Here is a 19,340-nt window from a genome sequence, read left to right as displayed (position 1 = left end):
CCAAACTTCAGCCGGTTCAACCCGTCATAACCTCTGTGCAGAGGTACTAGGCGTTGATTGGCGCCGTGATTTCTCCGACGTGTCTGAGGTTGGCATGCCGTCCTTTTTGGCCTTGGCAAACGCGCGGTCGCTTTCCAGGAACTCCGCCAGCATGAACGGGATGAGCTCGGCCACCGTTTCAGACTCGCCATAGGTCTGGCGGTAAAGCGCCGCATAGTCGTTCAGTGCTTGGCCCAGGCCGGCGCTTACAGTGATGGTGATCTTGGAAGGGGTCCGGTCCGGAAGCTTCCCGAGTTTCAGGTTGGCCATGACTACTCCTGTTCAACCCGAATACGGCCGCAGCACGAGATCCTTATGTACGATGACGCGCAGTGGCCAACCGGGACGGACGGTGATGGTGGGTTGGATGTTCAGGTTCTTTTCGGTGATGCGCTGGCCGGCCTGACTGACGTTCTGCTGAGTGGATTCCCGGATTGCCTTGACAAGATCGCTTTCGTTTTCCCCAAAACTCAGCTCGGTGCCGACGCCCAGTAGAGTGCCTAGCGCAACGCCCTTGATCAGCTGCCATGTGTGGAAATCCACCTTGTCCTCAAGTCCCGCATAGCCGGCGGTGTCTGTGGCAGGCAGATTGTCGATTTCGATCGACGAGCCGTCAGGCATCACAATGCGTTGCCAAACCAGCAGCGCGCGTTTTTGGCCAAAAGCGACGACGCTGTCATAGGTGCCGATCAGCCTTGACCCCTGCGGGATGAGCAAGGCGTGGCCCGTGACCGTGTCGTGCACATTCTCGGTGACCTGCGCGACGACCAAACCTGGCAAGTCGGAATTGATGCCGGTGATCAGGCTAGCGGCGATCACGCTGCCGGCCATGAGCTGATATGGGGAAGCCAGCGTCTGCAGCGCATGCGGATTGTAGATTCCACTGGCGTTTTTCTGGTTGATAAAATCGAGCTTGCGCTGTTGGTTGTTTTGGTCACCCTCGGTCGTCGCCACCGAAGCCGACTGGCGTGTCGCATCGGATTGTGCGAGCGCCTCAAACGGCTGCTGCTTACTTGGCCCTGTGCCTGCAACAGGCGACGTTTCGAGCCGATTCTCGATCCTGAGCATGACTTGCGACTCGCGCGCCGCGATCGCCTGCTGGGCGAGGCGCTGTTCCTCGGCCGATGCCTCCTGCCCCGGCGCGATGCCGAGCTGGCGCTGACGTTCGAGGATGGGGCGGCCGAGATCGCCCGGCAATGGTGGCCCAAGCACCGGAGCCTTCGGCGTGATCCCGGAATAATCCTTGGGAAGCGTTTCAAGTCCTTCGGCGGTTGGCTTCCGCTCGGTATTGTACAGGTCTACCGCCTGCTCTTTGATACGCCAAGCCGGTCCTTGGAGCGCCATCATGGTAACGCCGAATATGGCGCCAGATCCGAGTGCAGCGATAGCAATGATCACGCCGCGCCTGAACCGCACAGCGCGGCGGGGGGAAGCCCGCAACTGCAACTGCTCGGGATCGAGTTTTGGCCGCGCATCGGGTCGGGAAGTATCGGTCATGAGTGCTCCCCTCACCTGCCAAGACGTGGAAAGAGTGTCATCCGCCGCGGCGGTTGCCGGCCGTCGGTCCTTGCAATGCGCACCACCTGCTGCTGCTTCGCACCGAGGCGCAGCTCGGCTGCGGCGAAGAGGCGGTCCACGATGTAGTAGTTGCCGCGCATGCGGTAGTTGACGAGCTGGCTAGTTCCGTCAGGACCGACGATGAAGAGTGGTGGTGCTTCGCCCTGATCGATGCGACCCGGAAATTCGATATAAACCTTGCTGCCATCGTCGAAGGCGCGCTTCGGTCTCCAGGCCGGGGTGTCGCCAGTAATCGAATAGCGAAAGCGAATGTTGTCCAGTGCCACATTCGACGCAACCGACGTGGCAGCCTCGGCTTGAGCGTTGCTTCGGCGCAGCGCGATGATCTGGTCCTCGCTGTAGGTCCAGGAGATTGCCGCCATTGCGGTCTTCTCAGTGCTTTGAAGTTGCAGATGGTAGGTCCGCCGGTCCGTTGTGATGACCAGATTGGTGCTGAGCCCCGGCGCGAAGGGTTTTACCAGCACATGGGTGCGCTGGTTGTTACCGGTGCCGCTGACGGTATCGCCGATGACCCAGCGCACCGTGTCGCCGGCCGACACGGATGTCAGCTTCTCCCCTGACTGCAGGGCGATGTCGACGACTCGCTCCGGCGCGGCATAGAGCTGATAAAGCGCGCCATCCGCAAAGGGATAGACTTGCACCGCGTTAACATAGCCATACCTGGTGGGTTGCTGCGTGGCCGCCTTGTTGGCATCTGCGACGCGTTCTTCTGGAGCGCGCTTGTCTTCCACCACCTTGCCCGGTTCGGGCTGCAACTGGCCAGGCAGCGGCAGTGGCTTCGGCACCTCGACGATTTTGACCTGGTTCTCCGGCGCCTTCTCAATTGCAGTTGGCTTGAAGTCGGCAGCGTCATAGGAAATCTGAGGCGGCGGCACTGGTTTCGATGCACACGCTGATAAGACTGCTGCTGAGACCGACAACATCAGCACAGCACGGAACGATGGGGCTCTATTTGTCATCGGAGGACTCCTTCGGGGAAACGGATGTCGGCGCCGCACTGTCGAGCTCACGCGACCAGTCGATGGCGTTGATGAAGACACCGAGCGGATTGCTGCGTAGCTGGTCCGTGTTGTTTGGCGGTCGGATCATGATCGTAAGGATCGCGGTCCAGCGCGTCGTGCTGGCCAGGCTGCCGCGCTCAAACACCTGCTCGGTCCATTTGACCTGGAAAGAGCTTTCGGAGGCCCTGACGACACTGGTCACCTGCACCGACACGCTGCGCGTGCCGATCTGACCGAAGGGGTCGTTTGCCTTGGCGTACTCATTGAGGAAGAGAGCGGCGCGGTCGGTGGCAAAGTCGTAAGCCGCCAGCCAATTCTGCCGCACCAGCACCGGATCGGTCGAAACAGAGCGAACATTCTGGATGAAGCGGCCGAGGTGCCAGGCGATCTGGGCATCGTTGGGCTGGTAGTTTTGGATTGCCGGCGCGACGGCGCGCGCCTCACCAAAACGGTCAACCTCGACGACGTACGGCACGACGCGGCTTTGCATCGACTGCCATACAAGTCCGCAGGAAAGTCCAGTCGCCAAGACGAGACAGCCCAGGGCCATGAGCCGCCAATTGCGGGCCTGCACCCGAGATGAGCCGATACGCTCGTCCCAGAGCTGGGCGGCTTTCTGATACGGCGTGACCGGTTCGGGTGTCTTGCCGTAACGTTGAACGGGTCGCTTGAAGAGCATCTAGTCGTCCTTGTCATTGAGAGAGGGATTGGCGCTGCCACCCGGCCTGTCGCCATCACGGACCGCCTGCACTGCGGCGTGTCGATGAGCGCGGGCGGTCTGTTCGGAACGCAATTGCCTTGCCCAATTGGGAGCGGCATCAGTGGCTGTACCGGCTGGGCTTCCGGCCATTGACGCGGTCGGCGTACCGCCAGTCGCGGTCCAGGCGGCTTCGCGGCCGGCGTCGGCGCTGCGCCCGAACGTTCCCGCGGCAGATCGTGCAGCTCGCATCGCGGCGCCACCGGCGGCACTGGTCACACCCTGCAGTCCAGCAGCTACACCGGACAGGCCAGAGTCGAGCGAGGTTGCGCGCCCCAGCTGCCAAGCCGTGGAAGCAGCCGATCCCATCGAGGTGCCCGCACGGACTGCGGCGAGACTGCCGCCGGTTGCCATGCGCGCGCCGGCAAATGCCGCGCCTCCGGCAACGAGTGATGCGCCGGCGGCAGCCGCAGTGGTTCCGAGTGCGGCGCCAGCGCCAAGCTGCGGCGCGCCAGAGACAAGGCCCGAAGCGATGCCTGGCCCGAAGATGCCGAGCCCAAGCAGCGACAGCGCACCAAGAACTTGTGACATGGCGGCGGCCAGGTCCGGCTCCTTGCCTTGCAGCGCGGAAGCGAACTCGCCGAAGAGCGTGGAGCCGATGCCCACGATGACGGCGAGCACCATCACCTTAATGCCCGACGAGATCACATTGCCGAGCACACGCTCGGCCAGAAACGCCGAACGGTTCCAGAGTGCGAATGGAACCAGAACGAAGCCCGCCAAAGTGGTGAGCTTGAACTCGAGGATGGTGATGAAGAGCTGGATGGAAAGAATAAAGAAGGCGATGATGACCAGGAACCAGGCCACAAGCAGCACGAAGATGGTGAGCGCATTGCCGAAGATTTCTGGGAAGCCCAGGAGCTGGCTTGCCTGATCGAGCAGCGGCCAGGCACCCTCGAAACCAGTCGCGGCAATGCGGCCCGGATGCAAAAGATTGTCGGCGGAGAGATTGCCAGAGGACGCGTTGATGCCGAGACCGGCAAAGGACCGATAGATGATGTCGGCAAGGTTCTTGAAATTGTTCAGGATGAAGGCGAACACGCCGACATAGAGTACCTTGCGGATGAGCCGGCCGGGAACGTTGGGTTCGCCGCCGAGTGCCCAGGCCAGGCCGGCAAGTGTGATGTCGATGCCGATCAGGGTCGTGGTGAGGAAGGCGACATCGCCCGAGAGCAGACCGAACCCGCTGTCGATATAGCGGACAAAGGTCTCCATGAAGCGATCGATGACCCCAAGGTCGTTCATGCCGCCTTCCTCGTCGTGAAGAAATGGTGATCAGTTGCCGGGATAGGCTGTGCCGGTGCCCAGGAAGCGCTCGGTTGTCTCGCGGGCGGCCTCCTCGGATTGTGCCTTGCGAGCGGCATCCTCGGCTTCAGCTCGAAACTGCGTCGCGAGCAGCGTCTGAATCTGCATCTGCTGCTTGGTCGAAAGCGCGATCAACTGGTTGGTTGCCTGGCTTGCCTCAAGCGCACCGGCCGCGCCCTGGCTGCGGTTGATGAGATCGGTAAGCAGGTCACCGTCGCCGCGGACGTTCTCGACGATCTGCGACTGGACACCCATGGTCTGGCGAAACGCCTGCATGGCGCTCTGCCAGCGCTCGCGTGCAGCGCCCGCCACATCGCTGACCTTTATCGTCGCGTCATAGCTTTCCGGGTATTGATTGCGCCATTGGTCTTGAAGCTTGTCGAGATCAAAGCTCAGGCCACTCGCCTGATCCATCAGCCCGTCGATGCGATGGAGCGCACCGGTGAGTTGGCCAACGGAAGAAAAATCCAGATGCTGAAGGTTGCGCGCCATGTTCTGCAGCATGGTCGCCTGGTTCTGAAGCGATTGGACCTGGTTGTTGATCTGCTCCAGCGAGCGTGCCGCCGTTAGCACGTTCTGGGTATAGTTCGACGGATCGAACACGATGAGGGCGTAGGCTGGCTGGACGTAGTCGGCCATCGGTTTGGCGATCAGGGAAACGGTGATCAGGCTGGTGAAAAGGCGGCGTCCCATCATGACGATTGCTCCGTGTCTGGTTGAGGGAATTGCTGGAGAAGCTCGGCAGCCCAATCCAGGCCGCGTGCATTCAGGAAACGAGAGGCAAAGCTGTCCTGTCCGTGCTCGGACAGGACCCTTTCGATAAGGGTCTGCGTGGCCGGATCGGAAGCACCGCACAGCGCGAGTGTGATCGGGCCGAGCCCGAGCTCGAAAAGACGGTTGCCGCGGCGCGACTGCAGGTAATAGTGCCGCTTCGGCGTGGCGCGAGCGATCAGTTCGATCTGCCGCTCGTTCAAACCGAAGCGTTCGTAGGCTGCCCGCGCTTGCGGCTCCACCGCACGATCATTGGGAAGAAAAATACGCTGTGGGCAGCTCTCGATGATTGCGGGCGCGATTGCAGAGCCCACGATGTCGGCAAGCGATTGGGTGGCGAAGACAACCGACACGTTCTTCTTTCGCAGCACCTTCAGCCATTCGCGGATGCGGGCGGCAAAAAGCGGGTTGTCGAGATAGACCCACGCCTCGTCGAGCATGAGCAGCGTCGGCCGCCCGTCAAACCGCTCCTCGAGGCGATGGAAAAGATAGGTGAGCACCGGCAGGACAGCGCCTTGGCTGTGCATCAGCTCCTCGGTCTCGAAGCATTGCACATCCGATAAGGCCAGCCGATCGATATCGGCATCGAGCAGCCGGCCGAAGGGACCGTCGAGCGTGTAGGGCATCAACGCAGACTTGAGCGCATTGGACTGAAGCAGGACCGACAGGCCGGTCAGCGTGCGTTCCTGAGTCGGCGCCGTGGCAAGGCTGTTGAGCGCCGACCAGATTGCCTCCTTCACCTCCGGTGTGACGGTGACGCTCTCATGGGCAATCAGACCTGCAATCCATTCGGCCGCCCAACCGCGGGTAGCCTGGTCGCTGATGTTTCGCAGTGGCTGGCAGGCAAACGCACCGTCCGCGCCGAGCACATGATGCTCTCCACCCATCGCAAGTGTCGCCGCACGCGCCGAATTGCCTTTGTCGAAGACATAGACCTGCGCGCCGGCATAGCGCCGGAACTGCAAAGCGATCAGTGCTAGCAGAACCGACTTGCCGGCGCCGGTCGGTCCAACGATCAGCATGTGGCCGACGTCCTCGACATGAGTGGAAAGCCGGAACGGAGTCGACCCGCTGGTCTCGGCAACGAGAAGCGGCGGGGCTTCGGTCTGGGTAACATTGGCGAGATGCTCGTTCGTCGCCGGCCCGGCCCACACCGATGACAGCGGCATGAGATGGGCAAGATTCAGTGTGTGAATGAGCGGCTGGCGAACGTTGGCGTAGACATGACCAGGCAACGAGCCGAGCCACGCTTCCACGGCATTAACGCTTTCACGGATCGTAGTGAAGCCAAGTCCGTTGACGATGCGCTCGACCGCGCGAAGTTTCTCCTCGGCGGCTTGGTGGTCCTCGTCCCACACCGTCACAGTAGTGGTGAGATAGCCGAACCCGACATGATCGCCGCCCAGTGCTTGAAGTGCTTCGTCTGCATCGAGTGCCTTGTTGTCGGCGTCGCTGTCGATGAGAGGAACGGGTTCGTTGGTCACGACCTCGCGCAGGATAGCCACGATCGATTTGCGCTTGGCAAACCACTGCCGGCGCAATCGCGTCAGCGTCTTGGTGGCTTCCGTCTTGTCGAGCGGAATGAAGCGCGTCACCCAGCGATAAGCGAAATCCTGGTTGTTGAGTGCGTCCAGAATTCCGGGCCGCGTGAGGTTCGGGAATCCGAGGATGGTAAGTGTGCGAAGATGCTGCTCACCCAGCATCGGCTCCAAGCCGCCGGTGAGCGGCGCATCGACCAGCATGCTATCCAGATACATAGGCGTTTCCGGTACGGCGACTGGATGGCGGCGGGTCGAGATTGTGCCGTGCAGGTAAGTCAGCGTCTCGGCATCATCGAGGGCGCGCATTTCCGGCATGAAGCCCGACAGTAGACCCAGAACCCGGTCGGTCTCGTCACGGAACCGCGCCAGCTCCTGGCGCCAGTCTCTTTCGCCTTCGGAATGATGAGAGTCGACCAGCGCGCTTTCCGCCCGCGCCTGGCCGTCCGGCGGCGGCATGAACAGCAAGGTCAGTTGATAGCGGCTCTCGAAATGCGCGACCTTGCCCTCGAAGGCCCCGCGCCGTTCTTCGTCGACCAGCCACGACGCCGCATCGGGGAACCGCGAATGCGGATAGCCCAGCGCTTCTATGCGCTCCGCCTCGAAGAACAATGCCCAGCCGGAGCTAAGGCGTCTGAGCGCATTGTTCGCCCGTGCGCAGATCCCGATGAGTTCGGCTTCGGTCGCGCTTTCGAGATCGGGACCCCGGAACCGCAACGTCCGCTGAAAGCTGCCATCCTTGTTGAGCACGATGCCCGGCGCGACCAGTGCGGCCCAAGGCAAATGGTCGGCAAGCCGGTCGGCTTTGCCGCGATACTCCGAAAGGTTCAGCATGCAAACCATCCCTTCATGCGAAGATGACGGACAAGCACGCTCGCGAAGTCCGGATCCCGGCGCGCGGCAAAGACCGCGAGCGTGTGGCCGGCAATCCAGAGTACCAGCCCGGCGATCCACTGCTGCAGGCCAAGACCGAGGGCCGCAGCCACCGTGCCGTTGAGGATCGCAACCGCTCGAGGCGCACCGCCCAGCAGGATCGCCTCAGTCAATGCCCGGTGAACAGGAACCTCGAAGCCCTCAATATGCTGCTCTCCGCTGGCCATCAGACGAGTGCCCCACCGCCGAAGGAGAAGAAGGAGAGAAAGAAGCTCGATGCCGCGAAGGCGATCGACAGACCGAAGACGATCTGGATCAGCCGGCGGAAGCCGCCCGCCGTATCACCGAAGGCAAGCGTCAGGCCGGTGGTGATGATTATGATCACCGCGACGATCTTGGCGACCGGCCCTTGCACCGATTCCAGTATCTGCTGCAGCGGCTGCTCCCAGGGCATGCCGGAGCCCGCGGCGAAAGCCGGTGCCGTGAGAAAAAACGCGAACGCGGCGGACGAAAGAAAGCGAAGCTTCTTGCGCATGAGATGACCTTTCAGAGCTGCTGGAGTTGCGGAAGCGTGAGCGGGGTGACGGCGTAATCGCCGCTGCCGTCAAGACCGGTGACCTCGGCGATCGCGTCGATGCGGCGCGACGAGCCGCGCCCGGCGATGAAGACGATCAGATCGATGGCGTCGGCGATGAGGCGGCGGGGAACGGTGACGACGGCTTCCTGCGCGAGCTGCTCGATGCGATAGAGCGCGGAGCGCGCCGAATTGGCGTGAACCGTGGCGATGCCGCCGGGATGCCCTGTGTTCCATGCCTTCACCATGTCGAGCGCTTCCGCACCCCGGACTTCGCCGACGATGATCCGGTCGGGCCTAAGCCGCAGCGTCGAGCGCACGAGATCGGCAAGCGTTACCGAACCCCGCCTCGTTCGTAAGGCAACGCAATCCTTCGCCGCGCATTGCAGTTCGCGCGTGTCCTCGATGAGGATCACCCGCTCGTCGCATTCGGCGACTTCGGCCAGCAGCGCGTTGGCAAGGGTTGTTTTGCCCGACGACGTGCCGCCGGCGACCAGAATGTTGCGCCGCTCGCGGACCGCCTTTTTCAGCGCATCGGCCTGCAGCGGCAACATGATGCGGTCGGCCACGTAGTTGGCCAGAGTGTAGAGCTTTGCGGCCGGTTTACGGATAGCAAAGCATGGTGCCAGCACGACCGGCGGCAGCAGACCCTCGAAGCGCTCGCCCGAAGGCAGTTCGGCGCTGACAATCGGATTGTCCTCATGCGCTTCGGCGCGCACGTGGGAGGCGACCAGGCGAATGATGCGCTCCGCCTCGGAAGGGTGCATGTGCACGCCGGTGTCGACCCGCCCCTCGCCCAGCCGGTCGAGCCTCAGCGCACCGTCGGGATTGACCATCACCTCGATGACCAATGGATCGGCTAGGGCTTCGGTGATCGCTGGGCCCATGGCGGTGCGCAGCATGGCGCGGCGGCGATGGTCGGCCTCGGGATGAGAACTCATCCTTCCCTTCCCCCGCCATTGGCCTCGCCAAGCGATTTTTTCCCGGAGGCGATCTGGCGACCGACCTGCTCGACGAATTTGTCGAAACGCTCCTGGGCAATCGCTTGCGTCGCCCTGTCCGGAACCGGCGTGTGGGCATGAAGCGTGATCGAAAAACGGATGAAGAGCGCCAGGCTCTCCAGAACCATCTCGACATCGCGCCTGATATGATCGAGCTCGCGGGACAGACGATCGAGCCGCTTGCCGTAGCGCTGGTCGAGATCGTTCTCGCCCCGCCGCTCTATGAAGGCCTCAACCGCCTTCGCGACGACCGCGGATTTGGTGGTCGATGGATCGCGGCTGAGGTTGTCCAGCTTCTCGCTCAGCCCGGGTTCAAGCAGAAACTGATGACGGATGCGGTGGGGCTTCATGCGGCTCGTTCCGGCTGACCGACGCTTGCTGCACCGGCGACGGAACAAGCATCGTCGAGGTGCCCGAAATCGCGTATGGCCGTTATCTACGCTGAGGTGCGCCCAACTCGAAGTGGGGTTCAGAAGCCGGGCACGATGTCCTTGTCGTCGCCCCTTCCCTCGTTGATGCCGTAGGCACGCGCGGCAGTGGAAATCCGGTCCATAACGAGCTTGTCGGGGAGCGCCTCGCTGTCATCGTCGGTGGGCTTGAAGAGATCGTCCTGATCCGGCTGCTGAGAGACGACGGGGTGTTCATCGGGCAGACCTGGATGACGCTGCTGCTGAACACCGCCGTCGTTTTCGGTTGCCACGCCGCTTTCGTCGCCGGGAACAAGACGGCGATCAACGCCGCACACCTGTCCGCTCCAATCATCCAGACGCGACGCAGGGCAATCAGCGTAAGGACCGTCCCGAAGCAGTGGCGAAGGCAGCAACCGTTCGGTGAAATTCTGATCCTGGTAATAGCGCAACTTCTTGGCACGGATCGGCGGCAGCCCTGAAACCAACACCAGTTCGTCAGACGGCGGCAACTGCATTACCTCCCCGGGCGTCAGCAGAGGTCGTGCCGTTTCCTGGCGGCTGACCATGACGTGGGAAAGCCAGGGCGCCAGCCTATGGCCGGCATAGTTGCGCATGGATCTGAGCTCCGTCGCCGTGCCGAGCGCATCGGAGATGCGTTTTGCCGTGCGCTCGTCATTGGACGAAAAGGCAATCCGCACATGACAGTTGTCGAGAATGGCGTTGTTCTCGCCGTAGGCTTTTGAAATCTGGTTCAAGGATTGCGCGATCAGATAGGCGCGAATGCCGTAGCCGGCCATGAAGGCGAGCGCAGTCTCGAAAAAATCGAGCCGTCCGAGCGCCGGAAATTCGTCGAGCATCATGAGCAGTTGATGTTTGCGGCTCTTCTTTGGATCGCCCTCCAGCCGCTCGGTGAGCCGCCGGCCGATCTGATTGAGCACCAGTCGCACCAGCGGCTTGGTACGTGAGATGTCCGATGGCGGCACGACCAGATAAAGCGACATTGGTCGCTCTGCATCCATGAGGTCAGCAATGCGCCAGTCGCAAGCCGATGTTGCCGCAGCTACGGTCGGATCGCGATAGAGCCCGAGAAATGACATGGCGGTCGAGAGAACGCCTGAACGCTCATTCTCTGACTTGTTCAGCACCTCACGAGCCGCCGAGGCCACGACAGGATGGACCTGAGGCTTTTCACTAGCTCCGAGATGGTTGGTGGTCATCATCCGTTGCAGCGTTGCAGCAAACGAGCGCTGTGGGTCCGAGAGGAAGGTAGCGACACGGGCTAGCGTCTTTTCCTCTTCGGCGTAGAGCACGTGCAAGATGGCGCCGACCAGCAGTGAGTGGCTGGTCTTTTCCCAATGGTTTCGCCGCTCCAGCGCGCCTTCCGGATCGACGAGGATGTCGGCGATGTTCTGGACGTCGCGGACCTCGTCTAGGCCCTGGCGTACCTCTAGCAGCGGGTTGTAGCGCGCCGACCTTGAATCGGTAGGATTGAACAAAAGGCAATGTGAAAACTTCGAGCGCCAGCCGGAGGTCAGCTGCCAGTTTTCACCTTTGATGTCGTGAATGACGGCCGAGCCGGTCCAGGAAAGGAGGGTTGGCAGAACCAGCCCGACACCCTTGCCGGAACGTGTTGGCGCAAACGCCATGACATGCTCTGGGCCGTCATGGCGCAGATACTGGTCCTTCAATTTGCCAAGGAAAACGCCGGCCGTCCTGAATAGCCCCTCCTTCTCAATCTCCCACTTTTCGGCCCATCGTGAAGAGCCGTAGGTAGTGACCGCTCCACGCTGCCGCGCACGCCAAAGTGAACCGGCCATAGCAGCGCCACAGCTTAGGAAGCCACTGGCACCGGCAAGTGCGCCCGCCTTGTCGAAGACCTCTGGCGCGTAAGCGTCGAAATGGAACCACCATTCGAAAAGTTTCCACGGCTTATAGATTGCCCAGCCGGCCGCGACAAACCATGGGGCGCCGAGTGGCGGCTGATGGCCCAGCATGTGGGCGCACCATTGTGTTGCCGTCCATACGCCGAGGACTGCGATGGCAAACACAACCACGATCTGGCCAATCAGCAGCTTCGTCGGTGTCATTGGCTTTTGCTCCGCTGTTCTGGACAGGCGGATCAAGCATCTGGCCAAAGCACAGGGAGTAAAACCCACCGTACGCACGACGAGGTGCGATGGGGCAATCATTGGGTATTGCTCAGATTTGAAACGCGGGAACGCGCCGCTGTTCAATCGATAAGACATAAGGCCGGTGCTATGCTCTCGGATTCGACGCGTCCGGAGGTATCCCGGACGAACTGAAACAGCACCTTCTGCTAGATTTTCTGCAGACCCTGGCCAACTACAAGGGCTGCGCTCTCTGTACGGCGCAAGACAATTTCCCGAAGGCGCCAAGGTTCGGCCAACCCGGTCGAATGATCCGGGTTGATTCACGCTTGCAGAGGCGACAGCAAAAAAGAGGCCACGAGGCGCGGGGAGCCTGCCCGGGGGCCCCTTCGAGGGACGGTCATGCCCGACGTAGCACCCGACAAATCTGAGATCAGAGGATCGGACCGTGATCCGGAATTGCCGAAAGACCGTCAATCAAGACGGGCTGCTTTCAAAAACCACCGAATGCTAGCCGCCTTGATGCACGGCGATGAGCTTTTGGCGGCCTGAGGCGGTGATCAGGTCGCCGTTTCGGTGCGTTTTGACAACCCTCGTCAGGCGCCGGCGATGATCCGTCGTGATGGAGGGCTGGGTTTGCAGGTTGCGGTCGGCGGGTTTGTTTCGGGACGTCTGCGCCCCGTCGGCTATGTCACGAGCCGCGCAATGCGATTGAGGACGATGCGCAGGATGCGCTGGTCGGGGCAGGAGGTCGGCAGGTGCAGGCGGATCTGGGTTTTCATCTCGACCACCCGCGCGGCGATTTTGCATGTCGGTCAATCATTATGACCAATGGTTCTCTACATTTCGCTGCTGCGTTCTCTACATTTGGCTGCTGTTGCGCAGGAGCCCACGGACCTGCCCGTAAAGCTGGCGCTTGACATTGACCAGTTGCTCACGCGCGCCAAGCAACGCCTTCAGCCGGTGGCTTTCCATGGTCTTCACATGCACCGCAGAATACAAACCGCTTGCCAGTATCTCGGCAAGCGCCTGCGCATCCGCCTTGTCCGTCTTCTCAGGCCGCGCCTTCAGGGCATCTGCAGCACGCCGCGCATCCATGCAGATGACCGGAAAACCCTGATCCTTCAGCTCGTGGTAGAGCCAAGGCGTCATCGAGCCTGTCTCAAGGCCGACTTTCGCAAGATGACCGTTCCATCTTTTCAGCCGCTCCGCGATCATTGACGGCTGCGTGTCCGCGCTCCCGCGCCACACCACCTGTCGATCCTGACCATAATGCAGATGTGCGTGCTCTTGAGACTGACGTCCACTCCAACGTAATATTCCATCGCTGCTCTCCTTAGGTCTTCGACAAACCAGGGCAGATGGCCTCATTCCGCCGATGGGAGCAGCAACCTCATGTATGGGATGTAATAGTGGGTTCGCGGGCGACGCGGCGGCCGGAGATCAAGCTATCCGGGATCGTGGCCAGTCTCCACCGTGCTGAAACAACCTCTATACGCGTTCAGATCGCTCGAACTACATGGCTTTTTATTTCCGGGCAGTGCCCGACCGACGGCTCATGTTCGCAGCAGGAGAGTGCCTATTGCGAAAACGGACGCGGAGCCGGGAAATCCAGCACGCGGCTGGTATAGCTTTCGATCAATGCACTGAATGGCACGCCATCCGGTAGTTTGAGCACGGCGTGATGTTCGAGAAGGAAAGGGGGAGGGACAAGAGATCCAGTACCGGAAGCCGGCAGGCTGGTTTGCATTTCCCATCCTTTCGAGAGAGGGGACCAAAGCAGCTTCGCCGATAGGTTCGTGCGACTGAAATTTAGAGCCTGAACGGCTCGACCGAATGCTATATCGCTCGTATCGAGCGCCTTGTTCATCTCGGCCGTCAGCCTTGCCGGCACGTACCAGTTGTCCGCCTCGGACAGGACGTGCTCGCCGCAGGCCAGACGAACGCGCCGATAGGCTATGGGTTCGTCCGAGCCTACGGCAAGTAGCTTACGGATATGGACATCCGCCGGCTTGTCTTGACCATGTACACGATGAGCCACGATCTTCGAGCCTTCCGGCGCCAGCTTGTGTGTTGCGCACCAGCGATCAAGTGTCAGCGTAGCACTGGCATTGCTGAGGAGATCGGCATTCAGGGCTTGAAGGACTGCAAGAGCTTCCAGTCGTGATGTCGGCGTGTCCGGCCATGGCGACGGAGTGGACAGATTCTGCGCCATGGTAGTTTGCGTGCCGGGCACGATGGCGGCTGAGCTGCCAAAGGCGAGGAGGCGGACGAGTAACAAGGACCGGAAGAACATGGCTATGAAATCCTCTGTAAAACAGACTGTACAGGTCGGGGCTAGTCTAAGATCACGCTCGATCGTCAGCTGGCCGATCTGAGCATGCAACTTCTCAAGCTCGCATTCGCGCGTGTCCTTCGCTGGCTGGTGTCGGCGAGAGTCGCCTCAGCCAGCTCTATCAGCAGAAGCCGACATCAACTCCTGAGTCGGTTTTGCAGTGCCTGCCGATCGGCGACGAGCTGGTCCAGGTGGATAGAATGCCCTCCTTGCGCCAATCGCCTAACCAGCTCACGCATACCGTCCACGACAAAGACGCCGCAATCATAGCTGTTCTGCTGCTGGGCCATGAGGGGTGACTCCAGGCGGGCGCCCAGCCGTCCTGCGAGCTGTTCTGCAGGCCGGGCGTTGTATCCTTGCGCGGAGTCGTAGTGATAGGCGACCGGCTTTTGCCGGTCGCTGCGATCAACGAACAGCAGCGACCAATGGCTGCCGCGTTGATTAGGATCCGAAACATGGGCATTATTCACTGGCAGGAACAGGAAGTCGGCTGTATCGTTACCCTGCCGATTATGGACGATACTGTGGAATGTACTTAGCGTGTCGCCCCAGTTCAGCTGAAAGGCTACGAGGGGATCCACGAACCGCGTCCGGGCGGCGAGACTCGGATTGGTCCCCTGCAACTCCTGCGCCAGGAGCTGGTAATCCGTGAGGATATGCCTGTCGCCCAGCCATTGCGTGTCCCCGAGCACCAGCCCGCGGTCGTGGGACGAGGCTTTCGGATCCAAAGCCCCGATCTGAGCATCGGAGGAGGTGGTCGAGAATGCCCGCACAGAATTAACCTCGTCGCGTAATCCGGATGGCGTGGGCCTTGTCAGATCAACCAATGGAAGACCGCCGTAGGTGTCTGAGCGGGCCTTGGCAGAGTGCGCTGGCGCAAAGTGAGCATCGTCGCGCAATTCGGATGGCGTGGGCGCATTCAGATCAACGATTGATTCAAGACCCCCGTAGGTGTCTGAGCGAGCCTTGGCAGAGTGCGCTGGCGCGAAGTGAGCATCGTCGCGCAATTCGGATGGCGTGGGCGCATTCAGATCAACGATTGACTCAAGACCGCCGTAGGTGTCAGAACGGGCCCTGGCAGAGTGCGCTGGCGCAAAGTGAGCATCGTCGCGCCCCGCGACCTCACGGAAGACGTCTGAGAGAGCCATGGCAGTTGATGATGACGGGGGTTCTTGCATCGCCTGGCTCCAGAAGGCCCGAGCTCCCTCGCTCGGGGTAGCGGGCAGCGAGGCGAGCTCCTTCAGCGCGCCGGTCTGCCGAGCTGTCTGCGCGGCTGGCAAAGCCGACTGCTCATGTGATTGCAGCCCCAACCCTTGGTTCGCCTCGACGAGTTTTAAGTAGCTCCGAAGATGCGACAAATCGGGAGCGTGTACTCTGCTTCCAGTCAGTTTGAACGCTTCCACATCGTTCCGCAGCGTTAACTGCTCATTGTTAGAGCCGTTAAGTCGACCAGCTATGCTCCCCCCCCTGCCCGTTTTTTGAAGCCACTCACTCAGCGCACGAAGACGTGTAGCCCGCTTCTGGGCAAACTGCCTCTGCGCCGCAGTCGGGTTCCTAAGATCGTTCAAGGCTTGGCCGAGCGCACCATCAATGAGGGGGCCGTCTTCGGGATAAGGAGCCAGGTGACGGGGCCGCCCAATGCCACGGGGTTCGGATCCGGGCGCTTCGGCTTCTTCACCCCCAGGCAAGAGCCGCGGGAGATTAGCCAGAGCGCATTTAAGGCGATTCTGAGGGTCTCCCCCCAGGCTTCTGTACTCCGAAATTTCATTGTCTAGCGAACCGCCTCGCAACAGAGAAGCTAGAGGGTCCCTATCGTTTGCTTGGAGCCACCGAGCAAACACCCTAAATCTGGAAAGACTGTTTTTGATGTCCCCTTTGGCGGCATTGCGCTGCTCGGCGCCTACCCGGAACCTTGCCAAGAGATCGGCGTCTTCGGCAGGGAGCTCCCCAATTAGCTGGTCTCGTGAAGGAAGGCTCCCGGGGGCAACCTTGTTCAGCTGCGCAACGACAGCAAAGCGGCCACCATCCTTCAGATAGTCCCGCACATCGGCGACAAAAGAAGCATGGCCAGGCGAATCGCGGTCAAACCGGCCGGTTATAGGGCCCCGATTTTCCTGGAACAGCCAGCCGCTTAAATGGTGCAGATCACCTACCAATCTCTTGACAGTCCTCTCGTGCGTCTGCGCTTCGCGGGCTGCTTTCTTGAAGGTGGAAACAAGCTCCTTGTCCTCGGCAAAGGGCCCAAAGCGTTCGCGCTTTGCGCCCACGCGGACCTCTTTATTCACCGCAAACTCCGGTTGCTGTCTACCGCTATTGCGCCATGGACCCGGTCCTTGCGCCGCCTCCGGGCCACTGAACGGGTTATCCCGCAAGCCCGCGCTCTGGATCCCTCCACCGCCCTCCTCAGACGAAGGGGGCTGTAACTGGCTCAGCTGCTGCTCAAAGCTCGCTTGCCGGCTCGAGTCGTCCGCCTGTTGCCCAACCGGCATCTCGGTATTCTGCTGCGCGAAGCCTGATGCAAACGGATTCAACTGCCGAGGATTGAACTGCGAACCATCCATACCGCTCTCCATTTGAAAATGAAATATGGGCTGCTCGCAAGTCTGCGCAGAGAGCCACCAATTCGACCATACATAACGATTCTCACTCCTGAGAGGCTCATTGAGTGCGGTCTGGTAAGCCCTGCAGCAACGATACGCAGCCTAGCTGACTTTGACCTGACGTAGGCGTTCTGTGAATTCGAAGAGAACCCTTGAGGCCTAGGCGCCGGCCGCGACCGGTGCCTCTTTCCCGTGGCCGGCCTCGAAAAGCCTGGCGCTGAAGTTTGTGGGGGACCACCTCTGGGACCCTGCCGGACACGAAACCGATCCCCAGCACGGCATGCCGGTTGAGGTCGCGGCCGCGCTGCGCGAAAGCGAGATGCAGCGGATACCGGACCGCGTGCGCCGTCTATAGTGAAACGACGTCTCGCAAGCCTGGGGACCTTGCATCGGGAGAACGGGTAGGAGGGTCCGTTCGCCTCGCCTAACCTGCGGTCGGTGCTGCGGCTGGGGTCGCCGATAAGCGCGTGCCGCTGGTCGCGTCGGGCGATTTGCGTCGCCGCGCGAACCAGCGACGCCGATGCTCTATTTGCCGGGTACCAGAGGAGATGCGCAATCTGGCCAAGCGTGTCGAATTGCTCTTCACCGCGGTCGGACGCACTTCGACACTGCGTTCGAAAGTGGCGCGACACCGAGGTTGACAATCTTGAGGCAAAACAGTTCCAAGTAACGTCATGCTTTTCCAGGAACCCAATGCGCTACAAATCAGGATCGAGCTCGCCGGCATCGAGCCGGCGGTTTGGCGACGCGTGGTCGTTCCGTGGAACTGGCATCTTGGACAATTGCATCTCGTCATCCAGGCCGCCTTCAACTGGTGGAACTACCACCTGCATGAGTTTCGGGTTGGCGGTTTGTCCTATGGCGATCCCGAACAGCTTGGCGAGATGGAATATGAAGGCGGATCCCGTTCCTTCGATGAAAATGAGGTCCGGCTTCTTGATTTCGAGCACCATCCAGGCCTCTCATTCATCTATCTCTACGACTTCGGCGATCACTGGGAGCATCTAGTCACCATCGAGAAATTCCTCACCCTCGATCCGATTCCGAGGACAGCGGCTTGCATCGACGGCGCCCACGCCAGGCCACCGGAAGATGTCGGCGGCATCGGCGGTTTTGAGAGTTTCCTGGCCATCATGGCCGACCGGGAAGATCCCGAGCATCGCGACATGAGGCGGTGGTGCGGTGGCCATTTCGATCCTCAATGGTTCGATCTGACGGTCGCCGACAAGGACGTCAGGAACGCGCTCAAGCCGAACGTCCGGCGACGCCTTCACCAGCCAAAATCCAAACGTAGGGCCGGCGAGCGCGACCGGTAAGTTGAGAAAGCCCGGTCTGCTTGGGAGGAGTTCAGCCCATCGAGCAGCCGACATTTCCGCCTGCTCGACTCGACAATGGGCACGAGCGAGGCTCGCCGCGAACGGGATTGATATGGACGAAAGGTCCCTGGCATAGACCCTCCTGCACAATGTCCTCGGCCTCCGCGGACAAGCTGTATGTCGCCGGAAGCGGGCGGCGGGCAATGTCGCCTAAACAAATATAGGCTCCGGATCGAAACCCGGTCGAACATTGGACAGGCTTGCCGGGAAAGCTTCCCGAACATTTTTTTCGGGGGTGGCGACTATTGTAGCGCTGCCGCCAATGGCTTGTCTGCACCTTGCGGCTGGTCTGCAGCCCGCGCGGGCGCGGTTGCAGCCAGCAGGTCGGTCTGCGTGATCAGGCCGAGGATGCGCCTGTCGTCATCGACGATGATGGCGGCGTGGCTGCGACCGTCGGTGAGCACCGGCAGCAGGCTCATCGCGGGTGCGCTTGCCGTAGCGGTCGCCGCCGGCGACGTCACGCTTATTACAGCGTCCGCCGCTCGTGCCAGCTCCCTGAGCCCGCCCGGCGCCGACCAGCCTCGCTTCCAGATCGACGACCGGTAGCGACCGGATGTTGTAATCAAGCAGCAAATACCGCGCCTGGTCACATCGCGCGACATGATGTCCTCGCACAGCAAGGTCCGGTGTGAGCGCACCGTCGCCTGCAACTCGACCTGCCGCAGCAGCCGCTCGAGATCGTCGCGCCGGCAAGGATGGGGACAAAAAGGTGGAAGGCCATGGGATGCCTGAAAACCTCAGACTTGATGTGGAACGCGTCAGTCAGGCGCGATTGCCTGCAATCCCGCCATACCGTTGAATTGGGAATCCAACCGGATCCAAGAACCCGCAGCTTTGGGAAAATAATATTTCGCGATGCCGCCAAACGGATCGGTGCGGTTCGGCTCGGCCGAACCGGTCTTTACAGCAGGTTACGCGGGTTTTCGGATCGGTTTGGCAAGCAGCCCGCTTCATGCGGCGGCGGCCGCGGCGAGGCCGCACGCCAAATCGGCCTAAGGCTTGTTGAGATTCAGGATTCCGCCTGAGATTGGATTGTGATTCAAGCTTTGGATGGAACGATTCGTGCTGACGGAC

Annotated in this window: 16 protein-coding genes and 1 pseudogene; 1 reads left to right on the top strand and 16 read right to left on the bottom strand. The window is 61.1% G+C overall.

The annotated features are described in order from the left end of the window. Positions 1–24: 24 nt before the first annotated feature. The 15 genes from AC07FD_RS27055 to AC07FD_RS26985 all read right to left on the bottom strand — a co-directional run bounded on the left by AC07FD_RS27055 (position 25) and on the right by AC07FD_RS26985 (position 16,851). Complete coding sequence (locus AC07FD_RS27055) at positions 25–309, bottom strand: DUF2274 domain-containing protein (protein WP_095088676.1); 285 nt, start codon at positions 307–309, stop codon at positions 25–27. A gap of 12 nt (positions 310–321) precedes the next feature. After that, positions 322–1,536: a TraB/TrbI/VirB10 family type IV secretion system protein gene (locus tag AC07FD_RS27050; RefSeq protein ID WP_379021032.1), complete on the bottom strand. Its 1,215-nt coding sequence runs from the start codon at positions 1,534–1,536 to the stop codon at positions 322–324. 11 nt (positions 1,537–1,547) lie between these two features. Next, complete coding sequence (trbG, locus tag AC07FD_RS27045) at positions 1,548–2,576, bottom strand: P-type conjugative transfer protein TrbG (protein ID WP_478352328.1); 1,029 nt, start codon at positions 2,574–2,576, stop codon at positions 1,548–1,550. Continuing rightward, a complete protein-coding gene (gene trbF / locus AC07FD_RS27040) occupies positions 2,566–3,297 on the bottom strand; it encodes a conjugal transfer protein TrbF (RefSeq protein WP_095088683.1) in 732 nt (243 codons plus the stop codon). Before trbF ends, trbG begins: the two co-directional genes overlap by 11 nt. After that, the gene (trbL, locus tag AC07FD_RS27035; RefSeq protein WP_095088685.1) at positions 3,298–4,620 is read right to left on the bottom strand and encodes a P-type conjugative transfer protein TrbL; all 1,323 of its coding nucleotides are present in this window, start codon (positions 4,618–4,620) and stop codon (positions 3,298–3,300) included. Positions 4,621–4,650: 30 nt separating this feature from the next. Beyond that, on the bottom strand, positions 4,651–5,376 hold the full coding sequence (gene trbJ / locus AC07FD_RS27030) for a P-type conjugative transfer protein TrbJ (protein WP_095088690.1): 726 nt from the start codon (positions 5,374–5,376) through the stop codon (positions 4,651–4,653). Beyond that, the gene (gene trbE / locus AC07FD_RS27025; RefSeq protein ID WP_478352327.1) at positions 5,373–7,823 is read right to left on the bottom strand and encodes a conjugal transfer protein TrbE; all 2,451 of its coding nucleotides are present in this window, start codon (positions 7,821–7,823) and stop codon (positions 5,373–5,375) included. The genes trbJ and trbE overlap by 4 nt, the downstream gene beginning before the upstream one ends. Continuing rightward, the gene (locus tag AC07FD_RS27020) at positions 7,817–8,089 is read right to left on the bottom strand and encodes a VirB3 family type IV secretion system protein (RefSeq protein WP_095088697.1); all 273 of its coding nucleotides are present in this window, start codon (positions 8,087–8,089) and stop codon (positions 7,817–7,819) included. The genes trbE and AC07FD_RS27020 overlap by 7 nt, the downstream gene beginning before the upstream one ends. Then, positions 8,089–8,397 (bottom strand): TrbC/VirB2 family type IV secretion system protein, encoded by a 309-nt coding sequence (locus tag AC07FD_RS27015; RefSeq protein WP_095088699.1) that lies wholly within the window; start codon positions 8,395–8,397, stop codon positions 8,089–8,091. Before AC07FD_RS27015 ends, AC07FD_RS27020 begins: the two co-directional genes overlap by 1 nt. Positions 8,398–8,408: 11 nt before the next feature. Then, entirely contained in the window at positions 8,409–9,377 is a 969-nt protein-coding gene (gene trbB, locus AC07FD_RS27010) for a P-type conjugative transfer ATPase TrbB (protein WP_095088701.1), read from the bottom strand. Beyond that, on the bottom strand, positions 9,374–9,787 hold the full coding sequence (locus tag AC07FD_RS27005; protein WP_095088703.1) for a CopG family transcriptional regulator: 414 nt from the start codon (positions 9,785–9,787) through the stop codon (positions 9,374–9,376). The genes trbB and AC07FD_RS27005 overlap by 4 nt, the downstream gene beginning before the upstream one ends. Before the next feature lie 119 nt (positions 9,788–9,906). Next, positions 9,907–11,934 (bottom strand): conjugal transfer protein TraG, encoded by a 2,028-nt coding sequence (locus tag AC07FD_RS27000; protein WP_095088705.1) that lies wholly within the window; start codon positions 11,932–11,934, stop codon positions 9,907–9,909. Positions 11,935–12,816: 882 nt separating this feature from the next. Next, a complete protein-coding gene (locus AC07FD_RS26995) occupies positions 12,817–13,173 on the bottom strand; it encodes an IS110 family transposase (protein ID WP_167392229.1) in 357 nt (118 codons plus the stop codon). Positions 13,174–13,534: 361 nt separating this feature from the next. Then, entirely contained in the window at positions 13,535–14,251 is a 717-nt protein-coding gene (locus AC07FD_RS26990; RefSeq protein WP_478352326.1) for a hypothetical protein, read from the bottom strand. 176 nt (positions 14,252–14,427) lie between these two features. Continuing rightward, the gene (locus AC07FD_RS26985) at positions 14,428–16,851 is read right to left on the bottom strand and encodes a Ulp1 family isopeptidase (protein WP_478352325.1); all 2,424 of its coding nucleotides are present in this window, start codon (positions 16,849–16,851) and stop codon (positions 14,428–14,430) included. A 713-nt stretch (positions 16,852–17,564) separates the two neighbouring features. Here AC07FD_RS26985 and AC07FD_RS26980 point away from each other — a divergent pair. Beyond that, positions 17,565–18,206: a plasmid pRiA4b ORF-3 family protein gene (locus AC07FD_RS26980; protein ID WP_095088713.1), complete on the top strand. Its 642-nt coding sequence runs from the start codon at positions 17,565–17,567 to the stop codon at positions 18,204–18,206. A 302-nt stretch (positions 18,207–18,508) separates the two neighbouring features. On the opposite strand, the pseudogene AC07FD_RS26975 reads toward AC07FD_RS26980, so the two are convergent. Then, positions 18,509–18,952: pseudogene (locus AC07FD_RS26975) on the bottom strand (CBS domain-containing protein); the annotation flags it as partial. Positions 18,953–19,340 lie beyond the last annotated feature (388 nt).

Source organism: Mesorhizobium waitakense, from assembly GCF_056431085.1.
The sequence above is the reverse complement of the archived record's forward strand: the minus strand, read 5'-3'. Positions and strand labels throughout refer to the sequence as shown.